The 17,118-nt window shown below is 43.5% G+C and carries 16 protein-coding genes; 3 read left to right on the plus strand and 13 right to left on the minus strand.

Annotated features, from left to right (window positions below; translation table 11 throughout):
- Positions 1 to 8: 8 nt before the first annotated feature.
- The 3 genes from L3V31_RS16700 to L3V31_RS16710 all read right to left on the minus strand — a co-directional run bounded on the left by L3V31_RS16700 (position 9) and on the right by L3V31_RS16710 (position 2,709).
- The gene (locus tag L3V31_RS16700) at positions 9 to 1,565 is read right to left on the minus strand and encodes a Re/Si-specific NAD(P)(+) transhydrogenase subunit alpha (protein ID WP_237317569.1); all 1,557 of its coding nucleotides are present in this window, start codon (positions 1,563 to 1,565) and stop codon (positions 9 to 11) included.
- 435 nt (positions 1,566 to 2,000) lie between these two features.
- Positions 2,001 to 2,282, minus strand: coding sequence for an HlyU family transcriptional regulator (locus tag L3V31_RS16705; RefSeq protein WP_237317572.1), 282 nt, complete (start codon positions 2,280 to 2,282; stop codon positions 2,001 to 2,003).
- Between the two features lie 73 nt (positions 2,283 to 2,355).
- Complete coding sequence (locus L3V31_RS16710; RefSeq protein ID WP_237317574.1) at positions 2,356 to 2,709, minus strand: late competence development ComFB family protein; 354 nt, start codon at positions 2,707 to 2,709, stop codon at positions 2,356 to 2,358.
- Positions 2,710 to 2,962: 253 nt separating this feature from the next.
- Between L3V31_RS16710 and L3V31_RS16715 the strand changes: the two genes are divergently transcribed.
- A complete protein-coding gene (locus L3V31_RS16715) occupies positions 2,963 to 4,228 on the plus strand; it encodes a GGDEF domain-containing protein (RefSeq protein ID WP_237317575.1) in 1,266 nt (421 codons plus the stop codon).
- Between the two features lie 106 nt (positions 4,229 to 4,334).
- Here L3V31_RS16715 and L3V31_RS16720 read toward each other — a convergent pair whose 3' ends face one another.
- Positions 4,335 to 5,321, minus strand: coding sequence for a diguanylate cyclase (locus tag L3V31_RS16720; protein ID WP_237317577.1), 987 nt, complete (start codon positions 5,319 to 5,321; stop codon positions 4,335 to 4,337).
- 184 nt (positions 5,322 to 5,505) lie between these two features.
- Between L3V31_RS16720 and L3V31_RS16725 the strand changes: the two genes are divergently transcribed.
- Positions 5,506 to 5,943, plus strand: a complete 438-nt coding sequence (locus tag L3V31_RS16725) for a DUF3069 domain-containing protein (protein ID WP_237317579.1) — start codon at positions 5,506 to 5,508, stop codon at positions 5,941 to 5,943.
- Positions 5,944 to 6,050: 107 nt separating this feature from the next.
- On the opposite strand, the gene modC is transcribed toward L3V31_RS16725, so the two are convergent.
- From modC to L3V31_RS16745, 4 genes are read right to left on the minus strand one after another with little or no spacing between them, the layout of a single operon-like run.
- Positions 6,051 to 7,160 carry a molybdenum ABC transporter ATP-binding protein ModC gene (gene modC / locus L3V31_RS16730; RefSeq protein WP_237317580.1) on the minus strand — a complete coding sequence of 370 codons (1,110 nt, stop codon included), beginning with the start codon at positions 7,158 to 7,160 and terminating at the stop codon, positions 6,051 to 6,053.
- Positions 7,157 to 7,846 carry a molybdate ABC transporter permease subunit gene (gene modB / locus L3V31_RS16735; protein WP_237317582.1) on the minus strand — a complete coding sequence of 230 codons (690 nt, stop codon included), beginning with the start codon at positions 7,844 to 7,846 and terminating at the stop codon, positions 7,157 to 7,159. Before modB ends, modC begins: the two co-directional genes overlap by 4 nt.
- 2 nt (positions 7,847 to 7,848) lie before the next feature.
- Positions 7,849 to 8,610: a molybdate ABC transporter substrate-binding protein gene (gene modA, locus L3V31_RS16740; RefSeq protein ID WP_237317584.1), complete on the minus strand. Its 762-nt coding sequence runs from the start codon at positions 8,608 to 8,610 to the stop codon at positions 7,849 to 7,851.
- Between the two features lie 59 nt (positions 8,611 to 8,669).
- Complete coding sequence (locus L3V31_RS16745) at positions 8,670 to 10,121, minus strand: cobyric acid synthase (RefSeq protein ID WP_237317586.1); 1,452 nt, start codon at positions 10,119 to 10,121, stop codon at positions 8,670 to 8,672.
- 245 nt (positions 10,122 to 10,366) lie between these two features.
- On the opposite strand from L3V31_RS16745, the gene L3V31_RS16750 reads away from it, so the two are divergent.
- Positions 10,367 to 10,903 (plus strand): hypothetical protein, encoded by a 537-nt coding sequence (locus L3V31_RS16750; RefSeq protein WP_237317588.1) that lies wholly within the window; start codon positions 10,367 to 10,369, stop codon positions 10,901 to 10,903.
- A gap of 66 nt (positions 10,904 to 10,969) precedes the next feature.
- Here L3V31_RS16750 and L3V31_RS16755 read toward each other — a convergent pair whose 3' ends face one another.
- The 5 genes from L3V31_RS16755 to nrdD all read right to left on the minus strand — a co-directional run bounded on the left by L3V31_RS16755 (position 10,970) and on the right by nrdD (position 16,833).
- On the minus strand, positions 10,970 to 11,644 hold the full coding sequence (locus tag L3V31_RS16755; RefSeq protein WP_237317590.1) for an ATP-dependent zinc protease: 675 nt from the start codon (positions 11,642 to 11,644) through the stop codon (positions 10,970 to 10,972).
- Positions 11,645 to 11,656: 12 nt separating this feature from the next.
- Positions 11,657 to 12,844 carry an amino acid aminotransferase gene (locus tag L3V31_RS16760; protein ID WP_237317592.1) on the minus strand — a complete coding sequence of 396 codons (1,188 nt, stop codon included), beginning with the start codon at positions 12,842 to 12,844 and terminating at the stop codon, positions 11,657 to 11,659.
- 157 nt (positions 12,845 to 13,001) lie between these two features.
- Positions 13,002 to 13,856, minus strand: coding sequence for an AraC family transcriptional regulator (locus L3V31_RS16765; RefSeq protein WP_237317594.1), 855 nt, complete (start codon positions 13,854 to 13,856; stop codon positions 13,002 to 13,004).
- Between the two features lie 305 nt (positions 13,857 to 14,161).
- Positions 14,162 to 14,632 (minus strand): anaerobic ribonucleoside-triphosphate reductase-activating protein, encoded by a 471-nt coding sequence (nrdG, locus tag L3V31_RS16770; protein WP_237317596.1) that lies wholly within the window; start codon positions 14,630 to 14,632, stop codon positions 14,162 to 14,164.
- An 80-nt stretch (positions 14,633 to 14,712) separates the two neighbouring features.
- Positions 14,713 to 16,833: an anaerobic ribonucleoside-triphosphate reductase gene (gene nrdD / locus L3V31_RS16775; RefSeq protein ID WP_237317598.1), complete on the minus strand. Its 2,121-nt coding sequence runs from the start codon at positions 16,831 to 16,833 to the stop codon at positions 14,713 to 14,715.
- Positions 16,834 to 17,118 lie beyond the last annotated feature (285 nt).

Here is a 17,118-nt window from a genome sequence, read left to right on the forward strand (position 1 = left end):
GTGAATCCTTATTTATCTTTGCGGAACATTTCAAGCATACGCTTGGTGACGGTGAAACCACCGAATATGTTGATACTTGCGATCAACACGGCGATGAACGAAAGGAAGGATACAACACCATTACCTTGTCCAATTTGAAGCAACGCACCAACAACAATAATGCCCGAGATAGCATTAGTTACCGACATTAGCGGCGTGTGTAGCGCATGCGTTACGTTCCATACTACGTAGTAACCCACAACACACGCTAATACGAATACCGTAAAGTGTGAAAGGAACGCCGCAGGAGCAACCGATGCAATCCATGCAAAAGCACCAACACCGACGGCCAAACCAACAAGCTTTTTCGTCGGAGAAGTTGGTTCTTCAACTTTTGTCTCTTTCTTAGCAACTGGTTCTTGCTTAGCTTGAGGTTGAGCAGAAACTTGAATTGGTGGCGCAGGCCAAGTGATTTCGCCTTCTTTAACAACAGTGACACCGCGAAGTACCACGTCTTCAAAATCGATATCAATATTGCCGTCTTTTTCTTTGCAAAGAAGTTTTAGGAGATTGACAAGGTTTGTTGCATAAAGCTGAGAAGATTGCGTTGGCAAGCGGCCTACCATGTCGGTGTAACCAACAATTTTAACGCCGTTGTCAGTCATGATAACTTGATCTTTTACTGTGTATTCACAGTTACCGCCGTTCGCAGCCGCCAAGTCTACAATCACGCTACCTGCTTTCATGCTGTCGACCATCTCTTTGGTGATCAGCTTCGGTGCTGGTTTACCTGGAATCAGTGCCGTGGTGATGATGATGTCAACGTCTTTTGCTTGCTCAGCGTATAGCTCAGCTGCTTTCTTGTTGAATTCATCTGACATTTCTTTCGCGTAGCCGTCGCCAGAACCCGAATCTTCTTGATAGTCCACTGTCAGGAATTCAGCGCCCATCGATTCAACTTGCTCTTTTACTTCAGGACGCACGTCAAATGAACGTACTATCGCCCCAAGGCTACCTGCTGCACCGATCGCGGCCAAACCCGCTACACCCGCACCCGCAACGAGAACTTTAGCAGGAGGAACTTTACCCGCTGCTGTAATTTGACCAGTAAAGAAACGGCCAAACTCGTGAGCAGCTTCAACCACTGCACGGTAACCGGCAATATTAGCCATTGAAGAAAGTGCATCTAATGCTTGAGCTCGAGAAATACGAGGAACGGAATCCATCGCCAGAACGTTAATGTTCTTACTTGAAAGCTGATCCATTAACTCTGCGTTTTGTGCAGGCCAAATAAAGCTAATCAGAGTTGCACCATCTTGAAGTAATGCAATTTCGTCGATGCCTTTTTCTTCATCTAAGAGTGGCGCATTTACTTTAAGAATAAGACCTGATGTCCAAACTTCGTCACTAGAAACGACTTTCGCACCTGCAGCTTCATAAGCGGCATCATCGAAACTCGCTAGCACCCCCGCCTGAGATTCGATTGCGACATCAAACCCCAACTTAATTAACTGCTCAACCGATTTTGGTGAGGCAGCTACTCGCGATTCACCCGCGAGTATCTCTCTAGGTACACCGATTTGCAAAACGCATACTCCTTGTATACATATCTATTAATTAGTCCCAAAAAAGAGCCGTGCTCTACTCTAATTCTTTTTTATTTCTTTCTGTTTAACTACACAAGATAAATGCAAATAAAACACCGATGTTTGGGGCCACCTATTTGCACTGTCATATCCTGTTCAACAGCCCTGTTATATTCTTTTTGTATCTAAGGCGTGCCGTGACTGCAAGTGTTTTGTTATATAAACACCAAATTTCATTACATATAACTTTAAGTAATCAAATTTTCTCTATTTGAACTCGATAAATCCCGAAAATATCGCCCTAGATAGGAGGTCCAACCAGATCTTCACTAACTCCTTAATTAACAGTTAATTAAGCATTAAAAAAGAAAGAGCCATCAGCATATATACTAATGGCTCTTATTAAGATGATTCGCATCAAATTACAGTGATTTGTTAATCGAAGATCTTGTCGCCCATTTGATCAATGAACAGTTGTGATTTCTTCAACATCAGCTCGTTGGCATCGTCTTCCGAACCCAACAAGTCTGAACGAATGAATCGATGAGTCATTATCTCCCCATCAATCTCCTTTTCTATTCGACCTGCAATACGAAATTGCCCGCCTTCAGCAACGCTTTCCTGATATATCTGGAAGCCTTTGTATTCCACTGGCTCTACGGTTTTCACTTCGACAGCTTTCTCATTGCCGCCAAACAAACGAGAAAAGAATCCCACAATTCCTCCTTGGGCCAACACAACTTCTATACTTACATAGATACGGTGTTGAGCATTCATGACCTATGTTTACTTAAAAAATTGGCTTTTCGTACCAATCCAGCTCTTTTTGCTCATCATAACGGGTATGGGAAAAAATAACAGGCACATCATTGTTGCGATTTTTGCGTCTGTCGCTTTGGATCATAGCAACAGCGTTCTCAATCGCTAACTCGGCGCTTTGTTTAAGCTGGTTAAGCTGACGTTCAGTGAGTGAAGATAGAAAATCTATATCGTGTCGAATGTATAGGGGTTTAAGTTGTACTAAGGCTAAGCAAGCGATATCAGCCAATTGATTACTGTCAAACTGCGTGTTATATCGGTTTGTACAGAGGATTTGACCGACGAAGGTTTCCATATAGTTATGTACTTCGGAACTGATCTGCATGGTGACTCTCCTTTGTCTGATTTAAAACAAGTATAGTCATACTCAATAGTGGTAATGCGTTGATTGTTTAGCTTTTATGAACGTTGAACTGTTCCTCATAACATGTACTTAACCACTTAGTTAACAACACAGGTGTACTTATTATGGAAAATTGCTAAGATACTGAAAGTATATAATCTACAATGATAATATCAACTTGATGCGTATTTGATCTTTTTATGTATTTAACTAATTTTGTAGGCAATTTTTTCAAATGTCCTCATCCTTAATGACATCATCAGGCTTTAAATTCGTTTTCCCAATAGTGTTGTTGGGATTCGCTATCTCCAGCATGAATAGTATTATTCAGATGACTAAGTCAAACTGGGGAATCGCCGCGAATTTACCTTATATACTGCTGGGTTGTGCACTGCTGCTTTGCTACTCCTTTAAGCAAGGGCGGGAGTCCATGGTTTGCCTCTCAATGCTACTGGCTTACTTTATTATCCAGCAGCGGCTTCAAGTGCCCCTTAGTAGTGGAACGGCGCTGATTGAGTTAACGATGCTAGCAACATTGCTACCGATATCTTTTCTGGCGGTATTTCTATTCAGTAACGACGGCGCAAACTCAAAAGCCATGTTTGTCTATGTTTTGATGTTGGCGATATTTTTATTGTGGTCTTACATTACTCTGAAGTTTCACATTAAAGGTCGGTTTGAGGACTGGACAAATGGTATTTTGTTCATCGTACCCAGCATATCAAAGCTCCCTTTTATTCTCGTCTTATACTGTCTTGGTATCGTCGGCTTTTTGGGCATTTTGGTGTTAAGAACCAATAAAATCATTCATGCCATGACCTACTCCGCGATGGCTTTAGCCTCTGCGACGTTTATCTTTTTCGATGTTCAGTACATATCGAGCACTATGTTTACTTTGGCTGGGCTGCTTATGATTGTGTATTCAACAACCGCTAGCCATCACCTTGCCTTTACAGACAGTTTGACTCTTATCCCTAGCCGCAGGGCGCTTGATCTTGATTTTAAAGATATGGATGGTAAATACACCATCGCGATGTTAGATGTTGATCACTTTAAAAACTTTAATGATACGTACGGGCATGATACCGGCGACAATGTACTTAAACTGGTGGCAACGTTGCTAATGAAAACACGGGGTGGTGCTAAGGCTTATCGTTTTGGTGGTGAAGAGTTCACTATCCTATTTAAAGGTAAATACTCTGAAGATTGTTTAAAGCAATTAGAGGAAGTCCATAAATTAATTGCAAACTATAAAATGGTCCTGCGTGATTCAGCGTCTCGTCCAGACGATAATAAACAAGGGCAATTGAAGCGCGGAAACGCTAAGGTGAAAAGACAGTCGGTATCAATCACGGTGAGTATCGGCGTTGCAGACAGCCGAGACGCTTCGGATCCAGAAGAGGTTCTGTCACTCGCGGATGAAGCGTTGTATCAAGCTAAAGACTCTGGCAGAAATTGTATTAAATGTTTCAGAAGTGAGTTTAGGTCACGTGCTTCCTGATTATACACGACGGGATTTGTGTCCCTAGCTTAAAGAACCGTTCAATTGTTGGCCCCTACCCGCCATTCTATTAAGCTATTAAGGTCATGCGCTTTTAGTGACAACGTCACTCAAACCAGTATTGATGGCTGAGTATATTATTATTTACCAAGGTATGAGTATCACGACCTCGAGATTTTGATGTGTAAAGTGCTCTATCGACCATTTCATACAAATCAGCTTTTTTTTCTTTTCCGGTAGCTTGAAAAGCAAACACACCTTGTGACACCGTCACTCTTTTTGAGATGCTTGAATACTGATGCGGATAGTCAAGGAAAGCAATCACCTCTTGAATACGTTTGGCTTCTTTTTCAGCCATTTGCCCATCTGTCGTACTTAGTAATACGACAAACTCCTCTCCGCCATAACGCCCAACATACTCCCCAGAACGGCAAAAGGTCGCTTTGAGTTGACTTGCAATCGCCTGCAAACATCGATCCCCTTCTATGTGACCATAGTTATCGTTAAACGCCTTAAAAAAATCGACATCTAATAAAATCATCGCCATTGGCATACGACGGCGGCCATGCCACGCAACCATCGACTCAAGCTTTTGGTCAATGTATCTGCGATTATAAAGCTTGGTTAACCCATCTTCGTTCGCCTGTTGGGTTAGAAGTTGATTCACTTTTTCAAGCTGTGCTGTCGCTTGTTTTAACTCACGCCTCATGTGAGCAATACGCTGCATGGCGATGAGCTTGGAATTTAGAACGAGTTTATCAACGGGCTTGATAAGGTAATCATCACCACCTGCTTCTATCGCTTTAGCGATGATCTCAGGCTCTTCATGGCTACTCAGGAAAATGATGGGAATCCAGTCAGTAAAAGCTTCTCTGATAGATAATGAAAGCTCAAAGCCGTTCATTTCCGGCATAGAGATATCGAGCAAGACCAATTCGGGGTCGAAACTCTCATAAATATTTAGTGCTTCTGTACCACTGCCTACTGTTTTAACGATATGCCCTAGTTGTTTCAAACGAATAGCCAATTGCATTCTGTCTAATTGAACATCGTCAACCAGTAGAATGCGCATTGATGTCCCTTTAGGCTGCATAAGGTATTCCACTATCTTATTTTATCTTTCTTAACCATATATCATATTCAACGACTCGTTGCATTGTACTAGGTCTTAAGTGCTATATTTTTGTTTAATTGTCGCGTAATCAAAAGACTATAATGGTAGATATTTGAAACATTTGATATTACTATTCCCGCCTTTTTGTAAAGAGAGACACAGCATGTCAGAAGCAACTAACACCGAAAGCAAAAAAATCGATCTAGAAACCATTTCTCCTGAGCTACGTAAAGTTATTGAATTCGACGAAGTTCCAGAGCAAATGTTCGAAATGGTTACCTCTATCCATGAAGTGTCAGAAGAAGCCGTTCGCGCATCTTGGGACGAAATGCCAGCAAGTGCTCAAAACATTCTGGATAACTTTGAACAGTTCCATGCTCTAGTTTCGGTAGGCCAAGCGTTCGCTGGTATTAACGTAATGGAAGAGTTCCCAACCCTTAATCTGCCAGAAAACATGACAGATCAAGATAAAGAAGAGTACCGAGCACAGCTACTAGACAATGTTCTTCACAACTGTGTGAAAGACATGGTTAAGCAAATGAAAAAAGCTCGTCGTGATCCTCTACTAAAGCGTGAATTCAAAGAAGTGTTTGCTAAGTAAAGCAGGATAACTATGTAAATGAAGGGCTGCATAATGCAGCCCTTTTTAGTGATATAAACAGATTGTTATGTAAGAGGCATCTGTATAGCTCTTTTAGAGCGTCAAATTTATGCATGTGGTGAAAACACAATGTCGCGTTGAGTGACACTCACCCCTTTAACTTGCGCGTAGACTGAATCACCAAGTTTTAAGTTTAGATCATCAAGTGCCCAAGGGGTAATTTTTGCCCACAAGCAGCAACCTTCATCCAGTTGCAAAGATACGGTAATGCTCTGCTTATCCTCTCTGACATTCACCTGTTCTATTGATTGAACAGTCGCAGGCAAAACATTTCGAATCGAAGTTGCAATCGGACGCTCTAGTGCAATAGAGACATCGTTAGCCCGCACTTGAAGTCGAATCGGCGTACCAGGCTCACCCTCAATCTTTTGTACCCAGAGAGAAGCATTTTGGCCAAGCTTTACAGAAGTAAGTGCATATTGATCATGATGAAAGGCGATCTTTCCTTCAAACAAGCTACTGTGTTCGGAGAAAGACTGCCATGGCCTCATTGCGTGAGAAGCCCAGACCTCTTCTAGCTTGCCTGAAGTCACTATACTGCCATTCTCAATAATCGCTAAATTGTGAGCCAACCTAATGATCTCTTGCAAGCTATGTGTCACATACACAATGGGTATGTTTACTTTTTCAGATAGCTCCTCCAAAAACGGCATTACTTCCCGCTTTCTGGGCATATCTAGTGACGCTAATGGTTCATCCATCAACAACAAATCAGGCTTGGACAACAATGCACGTGCTATCGCCACTCGTTGCTTTTCGCCACCAGAGAGCGACGCGGGGAAACGCTTCAGGAGTGGCTTAATAGAGAGAAGCTCAGTCACCGCATCAAAGTACTTAGTATCTTTCTCTTTGACGCCATACATCAAATTCCCTTGGACTGAATAGTGTGGGAATAGACGTGAGTCCTGAAATACATAGCCAATCTTACGCTTGTGAGTCGGTAAGTTTATTGACTTCTCACTATCATACAAAACGTGATCACCAATGGTGACTTTACCTTGTGTCGGAGTCACTAGCCCACTGATTACATTGATTAACGTTGTTTTACCTGCACCAGAACGACCAAATAGCGCACTTATTCCGTGACGTGGTAACTCAAGGTCGATATCAAAATTGCTTTCACCAAGCAATTGTTTAAATTGAACTTTAATGCTCATCGCTTCGCTCCCAATCGACGGGCAGCTTTTCGATTCATCCACTCAGAAGCCATCAATGTCGATAACGCCAGTGCAATTGAAATGATACAAAGGCGTGCCGCTTGCATTTCTGCTCCGGGCGTTTCTATAAAGTTGTACATAGCTAGTGGTATGGTTTGCGTTTCGCCAGGGATATTGGAAACAAAACTAATGGTTGCGCCAAACTCACCTAAGCTACGTGCGAAAGACAACATTGTTCCGGTAATTATCCCGGGGATAGTTAGTGGTAACGTAATCGTCATAAATACTTTTAATGGAGAGGCGCCAAGCGTTGAAGCGGCATGTTCAAGTTTGGGATCGACACTTTCTAGGCTTAAACGAACAGAGCGAACCATAAGTGGCAGTGCGACAACAATACAAGCGACAACCGCTCCTTTCCAATTAAAGCTAAACACCAAGCCGAAATGTTCATAGAGCCAACTACCGATGAACCCCTGCCGTCCAAGGGATAACAGCAACAAATAACCAATAACAACCGGTGGTAAGACCAAAGGCAAATGAATCAGGCTATCTAGGACAGACTTGCCAAAGAAGGTTTTACGAGAAAGTAGCCAAGCCAATAAAACCCCTAAAGGAATAAGCCAAAGTACCGCGAACGCCCCTACTTTTAGACTTAATATTAAGGCTTGGTATTCCAGTTCAGTCACTCTTAATCCTTATTACTGAAACCATATTTGATAAAGACATCTTTGGCTTCATCTGTTTTCAGGTATCTGAAAAACTGCTCTGATACCGTTGAGTCATTAATCATCGCAGCCGGATAGACGATTGCGGAGTGTGTATCGCTCGCGAACTCATCTACAATTGTTACTTTATCTGTCAGTAATGCATCCGTTTTATACACAATGCCTAATGGCGCTTCTCCACGCTCTACCAGTGCTAATGCAAGACGGACGTTTTTGGCGGGAGCTACGCTAAATTGGATGTCTTTCCATACGTCCAGTGTAGTCAGTGATTCTTTGGCGTACATCCCCACAGGCACAGAAGTCGGATTACCTAGCGCAAGACGTCCATCATTCAACGCGGCTTGCCACGCTTTACCATCTGAAAAGTTAAAAGCCTTCGTGTTTGACGGCTTAGGAGCAATCAAAACCAGGCTATTTCCCGCCAAACTAGTGACATTGTCACTTAGGATAACCTTTTCACCCACCAGATAGTCCATCCACTTGGTATTTGCTGAGATGAAAATATCGGCAGGTGCGCCGTTCATGATTTGACGAGCGATAGACGATGAACCACCGTAAACTGGTGTGACAGTTACATCAAATTTATCTGAAAAATTTTCACTAATTTCGTTAATCGCATTGGTCATAGAAGACGCTGCATAAACTTTTATATTCGTTTCTGCATTTGCCGAAAATGCAAAGCTTAATATTACCGTTAGGCAAGCATGTGTTTTCCACGCTCTCATTAATAGATTCCTTTGACAGACGAGCCAGAAAGTGAACTTAAGTTCACAGCGTTAACGCACTATTTAAACAAAAAGTCTAATTTCAGATGTTGTTCTATCGCATCTGCAATACGATTAATCCCAAGCTCTTTAATCTCATCAAAATTTTGTTGCTTAATTTGAGAACCATTTACCCATTCAGTAATAAGAGAGAGCACATCCACTTCATCAAAGAAGCCGTGTAAATAGGTCCCCATAATTTGGCCGCAGTCACTTAACGCGCCATCAAAAGTGCCATTGGAGAGTTCAAGTGGCTGCACTCCAGACACTTCGCTTCGGCCAACATGAATCTCGTAGCCTTTTGCGGTAGCGCGTTTACCATCAAGGTTCACCACGGCTTGTGTCTTTGTCAGTTGCTTGCTACCAGTAAGGACTGTATGAACGTCGAGCAGCCCTAAGCCTTCACTAGTACCCGCTGCACTTTCGACTCCCTCAGGATCATCGATGGTTTTACCTAGCATCTGATAGCCACCACAAATGCCGATGACTTTTCCACCTAGCCGAATATGGCGCAATATATCCTTGTCCCAGCCTTGGCTTCTTAAGTACGCTAAATCGTCTCTGACAGACTTTGTGCCGGGTAGGATCACCAAATCAGCTCTATCGATCTTCTCACCTTTACCCACATAACGTAAGTTAATGTCTGGGTTGAGTCGGAGGACGTCAAAATCGGTATGGTTACTGATGCGGGTTAATACCGGTACCACAACATTGAGCTTTACTTCTGTGTTTAACTCTTGCTGATCAGTGATCGCGTCTTCTGCTTCGAGGTTGAACCCATGGAGATATGGTAATACCCCCAAAACCGGTTTACCTGTTTTTTCTTCAAGCCAGTCTAAGCCTGATTGCAACAAACGAATATCACCCCGGAACCGGTTAATGACAAAACCTTTTACGCGCGCTTGTTCTGATTCTGAAAGTAACGCTAAGGTACCGTATAAGTGAGCAAAAACCCCGCCTCGATCGATATCAGCAACAATAATCACCGGGACATCAGCCGCTTCTGCAAATCCCATATTGGCAATATCCCCTTCTCTCAGGTTGATCTCTGCCGGGCTTCCTGCGCCTTCAATCATAATCGAGTCATACTCTTGGGTAAGACGTGAAAAGGAATCAAGTACAGTATTCATCGCGACTTTTTTGTAATCATGAAAGCCCGCGGCGTCCATATCAGACAATGCTTTGCCTTGCAGAATGATTTGCGCACCCGTATCGCTGTTCGGTTTTATAAGAACTGGGTTCATATGGACACTGGATTCAATGTTGCAAGCTTGTGCCTGAACTTCCTGAGCTCGCCCTATCTCACCACCATCTTTGGTTACTGCGCTGTTTAGCGCCATATTTTGCGGTTTAAAAGGGGCAACTTTAATCCCTCTTCGCGCTAATACACGGCATAAACCTGCCACAAGTACACTTTTTCCGGCATCCGATGTGGTGCCTTGAACCATTAAAGAAGGAATTGCTGATTTCATGAATATTCGCAAGAGAAAAATAGATGAGCAATCATAACGTTATCGCTGCTCGTTACTCAAGCAAATGAACCGAATATCGAAGTGAATAGTCGCGATTATTCCACTTTTCCTGTCAGTACATAGGGTTAGAAATAGTCGTTAGCTGGTTAGAAGAAACGGCATTTGTTAAAACTGACACTATTGTCATTTATGGCCTGATTTTTGCTGTGCTCCCTGTAATTTTAATGATCTTGTCTGGAGTCACCATGCTAAGTAAAGCGCTAAAGGTTACGGCCTTTGGTTTGTGCGCGATACTGCCACTTTCCTCTTATGCCAATAATTTTAACTACAATACGTTGGAAGTCCGTATGGGTACCAGTCCAGCGACCTTTGGTGGCGAGCTTACAAGCTACTTTACTGAGAACACCCACTTCATTGGTCGTGTTGATAGCGAGTTCAGTGGTGATTGGGATGTTGCCGGTGGTATTGGATTTAATGGCCCAGCTGGGCAATTTGCTGATATTTATGGCCAGATGTTACTCCATAATATTAAGCAAAACAGTAGCGATAAAGTGGGCGACCAATGGCACGGAGAAGTCAATATTGGTACTCGAGTCTGGTTTACGCAAAATGTAGAGCTTCACGCTCGTATAGGCCAATTAATGGACAGTGACGATTCCCACACCGTTTACAACTTCGGGGCGCGATTCCATTCTACTCAGCAGTTGTCACTTGGCGCTGATTTCAAAAACAACGGGGTTTATGGGCAGCAACTCGTGATGTCTGCCCGCTTTGGGTTCTGACCTGCCAAAAAAAGCGAGCATAAAAAATAGCCTCCATTGGAGGCCATTTCAGTTTTGGTCGTATTGCTACTTCTTGCTTGGTTTGTCTTGAACGTATTTTTTCGAGACGTCCACAACCGCGATATCTCTGAAGAAGCTTCTTCCCAAAAGCATTGGGAACTTCATATGGCCTCTTTCAGCCAAGGTGAATTCCGTCTTCTCTTTGTAATCTCCAACCTGAATGTAGGCCATTACGACAGCGCGTTTATTTACCTCATCTGATGATGACTGTTTTACCTTAGCCCAACGCTCTACTGGTGCTTTAAATTCTTTACTCGCTTTATCGCCGAGGTCGATTTTAAACTGAACCCAGTCTTTACCATCTCGTTCAAACGGTACGATATCGAGAGCGCTGATTGACGATGTCGTTGCGCCTGTATCTACACGTGCTCTAAACGTTTCATCAATGCCCGGTGCGTAAACCCACTCTTCCGAGCCAAGGATAAGCATACCGTCAGGCGTTTTTTGTACCTTAACTGGCTTTTCTGGTTTTGGCTCAGGTTTCTTCTCTGGCTTTGTTTCCGGCTTTGGTTCTACTTCTGGCTTTGGCTCAACCTCGGGTTTAACTTCTGGTTCTACCTCGACAGGTTGTTCTACTTTAGGCGTTTCTGGCTCAACAGGCTCTGTCGTCGTCTGCGTTGACGTACAAGCAATTAAACTACCACTCATCATAAGCGGTAGAATCAGTTTCCAGTTTTTCATCCACACTCCGAATTAAAGTTGAGAGACTTTATTTATCGCGTCAGCTACGTAAGGAATATGTGTTTCGGTTAGACCTGCGATATTAATTCGGCCGTCACCAACACCATAAATGCCATAATCCTCACGCAAGTGCGCCATTTGCTTTTCAGTAAAGCCTAGCACAGTAAACATGCCTTTGTGACTCTCAATGAAGTCAAATTGATCTGTATTATGGTTATTTCTCAATTCGTTACACAAGCTTTGACGTAGACTAACCAAACGCTGCTGCATTTCACTCAGTTCTTGTTTCCAAACAGAAGTGAGGTTTGCGTCTTGAAGAATCGTTTTGACCAGAGCGGCCCCATGATCTGGCGGCATAGTGTAAGTAGAGCGAGCCAACGTTAATAACTTACCTTTCGCGTTAGTGATGTCTTGAGTATTTTTTCCGACAACAATCGCAGCACCAGTACGCTCGCGATAAAGACCAAAATTCTTTGAGCAGGAAGTCGTGATCAGCATCTCTTCAACGTTATCAGCCATAAAGCGAAGGCCTTTCGCATCTTCTTCCAGGCCGTCACCAAAACCTTGATAGGCGATATCAACAAAAGATGTGAAACCATTCTTCTGAGATAGCTCTGTAATCGCTTGCCAAGCAGCGAAGTCGATATCGGCACCCGTTGGGTTATGGCAACAACCGTGAAGTAACACGACGTCAGAAGGGCCAGCTTTTGACAAATCGTCGATCATTTTAGCGGTATCGACTTGTTTGGTTTCTGGAGAGAAGTAATGGTAGAACCTTACCTTGAGACCCGCAGCTTCCATCACCGGCTTGTGGTTCACGTAACTTGGATTAGAAATCCATACCGTCGTATCTGGCTGCGCAACTTTCATTAAGTCACCCAACATACGCAAGGCACCACTCGCCCCAGGAGTTTGAATTGCCGCAACACGATCCATTGCGGAGGTTCCGGATAACAAAAGATCAACCATGCTTTGGTTAAACTCTTCGCAGCCAGCGAGGCCAACGTAAGCTTTGGATTTTTGAGTTTTTACAACAACGTCTTGCGCCATCTGAATGGCTTTCATGATTGGCGTTTCGCCAGCGCTGTTTTTGTAGACGCCAATACCAAGATCAACCTTGTTTGGACGTTCATCGCTGCGATATGCAACGGATAAAGATAAGATGGGATCTAATACGGGAGTTGGTAGATTAGAAAACATGAAAGTCACAACCCTTTGAAATTCAAGTACGGCCTTCAAGTTAACATTATCATTTGAAATGGCGAAATGATTTTTTACGAGTTTCGTCAAATATAGGACAAAATTCTGTATGCAATGGCACTTTGTGCACTTCGTTGGTTACAAAGAAAGCAAATCACTACTCGATATCTATCTCAAGGCGTCCATTTTGTCTGAACTCTCTCGGTGTCATACCTGACCAGGAGCGAAACCGCGTACTGAAGTTTGCGCTAGTTGGGTAACCGACAATCTCACCGATGTGCTGAATCGGCCATTCGGTGGAGCGCAACAACCTTGCCGCGTATTCCATTCTCATCCGCGTTAAATGCGCCATCGGACTTCGTCCAAATTGCTTTTGAGTCAGGCGATAGAGATGCGCTTCCGAACAAGGGTATAGCGCAGCTAATTGTTCCACGGTCCATTCTTTATGTAATTGCCTTTGGACAAGGTCAAATACACGGCGCAACTTCAGCAGATTACGGGAAACAGATTCAGACTGTGGCATATTTAGCATCAATTCAAGTTGAGCTACGCTGTGAGCGCCTACTGTACAACCATAGTCAATCGGTAAGTTGATGCTACGTAAAAGCGTTTGAATGCACGCGTACATCACTTCTGGAGCAGAAGTCAGTTGGTAACTAATGTCATCGCCTACCATTGACCAATCTGTATGCTGTGAAAGACAAACCCACGCTATCTGCCATGTTTCATCTTCCATACCAAATCCATTTTCAACGCCAGCGGGGATGGTGACCAGAGAGCCAGGCTCCAGTTCATAGCGACATGCTTTACTTTCCAGCCAGCCTTTTCCACGCACAGTATAGAGCAGCATGTGCTTTTTTTGGTTTTTCCTGTACACCGAGAAGAAGTCCCGACACGTTGCGATACCGCATTGAACGATCCCCCGCTCTTCCAAAGCCATAACTCGTGTGTGGTCGATCATTTCCTGATAGGTTTTTTCGGAAATGGAGTAACACTCCTGTTTTTCTTCCATATTTCGATGTCTCACACTGTATTTATCGCGCCTTGGCAACATTAGATTTAACGGCTCATATGAATAGAGAGTTCTGCAAAAGATCTGGATGCCTTTGGAAAATACAACGCGAAAACATGGGGATAAACTACTCGTATTATTCTTAATGGAGAAATGCGATGCTCTTAACAAGTGAGTACATCGACAACGCATTTTGGAAGCGGCTTATTCAACCATCGAAGGATGGAAATGAAATTTACACTAACTAAAAAGGCACATTCGCTATTTACGAATGTGCCTTTTTCATTTGTTATATACGGTCGCGTTTAAAGACTCTTAAAGTGGTGTATGACTTGGTTGGCACTGCCGCGCCATTCTAAATTCAGGTCTTTCTTGTCTTGTTCAAACTTACCATCGATAAGCACATCGATGTATTGGGTCACTTCTCTTTGAGAGTCGTCAAGCTCAGCCAAGGTGTAACCTGTCCAAACCCAAATATCTTTACCGGGACACTCTTCTCTTACTCGCTTAATCAATTTGAGAATATGCGGCACGTTTGCCGGATGCAGCGGATCGCCCCCCGACAAAGATAAGCCTCGGCGCTTGATTCGCGTATCATTGAGATCGGCAATGAGCTGATCTTCTAATTCTTTGGTAAATAAGTGCCCAGAATCCAAACGCCAGGTAGATTGATTATAACAACCGCGACACTGGTGAACACAACCTGAAACAAACAGCGTACAACGCGTACCTGGTCCGTTTACAACATCAATTGGATAGTATTGGTGGTAATTCATCGTGGTGTCTCATTGTGTTTGCGAGAAAAGAAAATCAACCCGCAACAGGTTGATTTTCAGAGTGTCCATTTGAGTATTGATTAAAGGTGTTTTACTCGGCGTTTAACTTCTTCCTGTTTACCGAAGTTAAACGGACGTGCATCAGGGCTGCCAAGGTAGCCACAAACACGGCGTGTTACCGATACTTTTGTTGAGTCATGATTACCACAGCTTGGGCAGGTAAAACCTTTGCTGGTACATTCGAACTCACCAGTGTAACCACACTCGTAACACTCATCGATTGGCGTATTAGTGCCGTAGTAAGGAACACGGGTGTAGCTGTAATCCCACACGTTTTCTAGCGCTTCGACGTTACGCTGCATATTCGGAAATTCACCGTAGCAGATAAAGCCGCCGCTTGAGATTTCTGGGTACGGCATTTCAAAGTCAATCTTATCGTACGGATTTACCTTCTTCTCTACATCTAAGTGGAAGCTGTTGGTGTAGTAACCTTTATCTGTCACCCCTTCGATCACACCGAACTCTTTGGTATCGATACGACAGAAACGACTGCATAAATTTTCACTTGGTGTCGCGTATAAACTGAAGCCATAACCCGTGTCTTCCGCCCACTGATTTACTGCATCTTTAAGGTGTTTGATAACCTCAACCGCTTTTTTACGCAAAACAGCGTCGTCATACACGTGTGCTTCATTGCCAAATAGCGCGTTGATCGTTTCATGAACACCGATGTAGCCCAGTGAAATAGACGCGCGTCCGTTTTTAAAGATCTCCGCAATGGAGTCGTCAGCTTTCAGACGAACACCACATGCTCCTTCCATGTATAGGATCGGTGCAACGCGTGCTTTCACATTTTCCAGGCGCGTAATACGAGTTTCTAACGCTCTGCGCGCCAAACGAAGGCGATCATCCAGTAGCTCGTAGAACTTCTTCTCGCTCCCTTTGGCACGAATCGCAATACGAGGTAGGTTTAAGCTCACAACACCAAGGTTATTACGACCTTCATGGATAAGCTCGCCGTCTTCTTCATAAGTGCCTAAGAAGCTTCTGCAACCCATTGGCGTTTTGAATGAACCAGTCACTTCAACCACTTTGTCATAGTTAAGAATGTCTGGATACATACGTTTAGACGCACACTCAAGAGCAAGCTGTTTGATGTCGTAGTTTGGGTCTTCAGCTTTGTGGTTCAGTCCGTCTTTTATACCAAATACCAGTTTCGGGAACACCGCGGTTTTACGATTTTTACCAAGCCCCGAAATACGGTTTTTTAGAATCGACTTCTGAATCAGACGAGACGCCCAGCTTGTGCCTAAACCGAAGCCAAAAGTAACGAATGGGGTTTGGCCATTTGCGGTATGCAGCGTGTTTACTTCGTATTCAAGCGATTGAAACGCGTCATAACATTCTTTCTCAGTACGCGCTTTTGCAAACTCTTCAGGTTCAGAAATGTTCCACTCTTTGGCAATTTTCAGGTGCTTCTCGTAACTTGTCATTACGTACGGCGCGAGTACTTCATCAATACGGTTAATCGTTGTACCACCGTAAATATGGCTCGCTACTTGTGCAATGATTTGTGCGGTTACCGCGGTTGCTGTCGAAATCGATTTTGGTGTGTCAATTTCCGCATTACCCATTTTAAAGCCGTGTGTCAGCATGCCCTTTAGGTCAATTAGCATACAGTTAAACATCGGGAAGAATGGTGCGTAATCTAAGTCGTGGTAATGAATGTCACCCACTTCGTGCGCCTGTACGACATCGCGAGGTAAAATGTGAGTTTTCGCGTAGTGTTTCGCTACAATCCCCGCAAGTAAATCGCGCTGAGTTGGGATCACTTTACCGTCTTTATTCGCGTTTTCATTAATCAGGTCGAGATTACTTTCTTCAATCAGGCCTTCAATCTCACGAGTAAGTGCGCTCTGTTTCTCACGAGCGATGTCGCGATCATGGCGGTACTCGATGTAAGAACGCGCTAGAGCTTTGTAAGGACCTTGCATGAGTTCATTCTCTACTAAGTCCTGAATCTCATGGATGTGAACTTCATCGTGATCTTTTAGCTGTAACTCGACAGCAAGAGCGACATTGAGAGCATAAATGGCGACATCTTTATCTTTGCTTTCCGCCGCGGCTTCGACTGCTGCTTGAATACGATCCCTGTTGAACGGAGCTCTTGAGCCGTCACGCTTGATTACGATTGGTTTCACTTTCTTCTCCTTACCCCAGCATACTCACAGAGTTATCCACAAACACACTATATGGGGTGATTTTTTATTTTTTCGCCACAATATATTGTGGCGTATTTAACGAGAAGCACCACTCGAAAACATTGATTTCGATCAACAAAAACTGGGTAGCGGATAATAACAAATCGATCTTATTACCAATGCCCTTTATTAAAAAGAAATCAATGAAAATTGCAAAATTGGTACGTAATACACTTGCTTTTTTTAGAGCTCTTATAGGATAAAGGTTACAAAGGGACACACACT

The sequence above is a fragment of the Vibrio sp. J1-1 genome, assembly GCF_021728395.1.
Classification (GTDB): Bacteria; Pseudomonadota; Gammaproteobacteria; order Enterobacterales; family Vibrionaceae; genus Vibrio.

Coding starts and splice junctions, on each gene's coding strand:
- L3V31_RS16720 (WP_237317577.1), bottom strand. CDS start 5,321: ATGCAGCCTAAAGGGACATCAATGCGCATTCTACTGGTTGACGATGTT.
- L3V31_RS16745 (WP_237317586.1), bottom strand. CDS start 10,121: ATGAAATCAGCAATTCCTTCTTTAATGGTTCAAGGCACCACATCGGAT.
- modA (WP_237317584.1), bottom strand. CDS start 8,610: ATGAGAGCGTGGAAAACACATGCTTGCCTAACGGTAATATTAAGCTTT.
- L3V31_RS16760 (WP_237317592.1), bottom strand. CDS start 12,844: ATGTTTTCTAATCTACCAACTCCCGTATTAGATCCCATCTTATCTTTA.
- L3V31_RS16725 (WP_237317579.1), top strand. CDS start 5,506: ATGTCAGAAGCAACTAACACCGAAAGCAAAAAAATCGATCTAGAAACC.
- L3V31_RS16715 (WP_237317575.1), top strand. CDS start 2,963: ATGTCCTCATCCTTAATGACATCATCAGGCTTTAAATTCGTTTTCCCA.
- L3V31_RS16750 (WP_237317588.1), top strand. CDS start 10,367: ATGCTAAGTAAAGCGCTAAAGGTTACGGCCTTTGGTTTGTGCGCGATA.
- L3V31_RS16755 (WP_237317590.1), bottom strand. CDS start 11,644: ATGAAAAACTGGAAACTGATTCTACCGCTTATGATGAGTGGTAGTTTA.
- L3V31_RS16710 (WP_237317574.1), bottom strand. CDS start 2,709: ATGCAGATCAGTTCCGAAGTACATAACTATATGGAAACCTTCGTCGGT.
- nrdG (WP_237317596.1), bottom strand. CDS start 14,632: ATGAATTACCACCAATACTATCCAATTGATGTTGTAAACGGACCAGGT.
- modC (WP_237317580.1), bottom strand. CDS start 7,160: ATGAGCATTAAAGTTCAATTTAAACAATTGCTTGGTGAAAGCAATTTT.
- L3V31_RS16765 (WP_237317594.1), bottom strand. CDS start 13,856: ATGGAAGAAAAACAGGAGTGTTACTCCATTTCCGAAAAAACCTATCAG.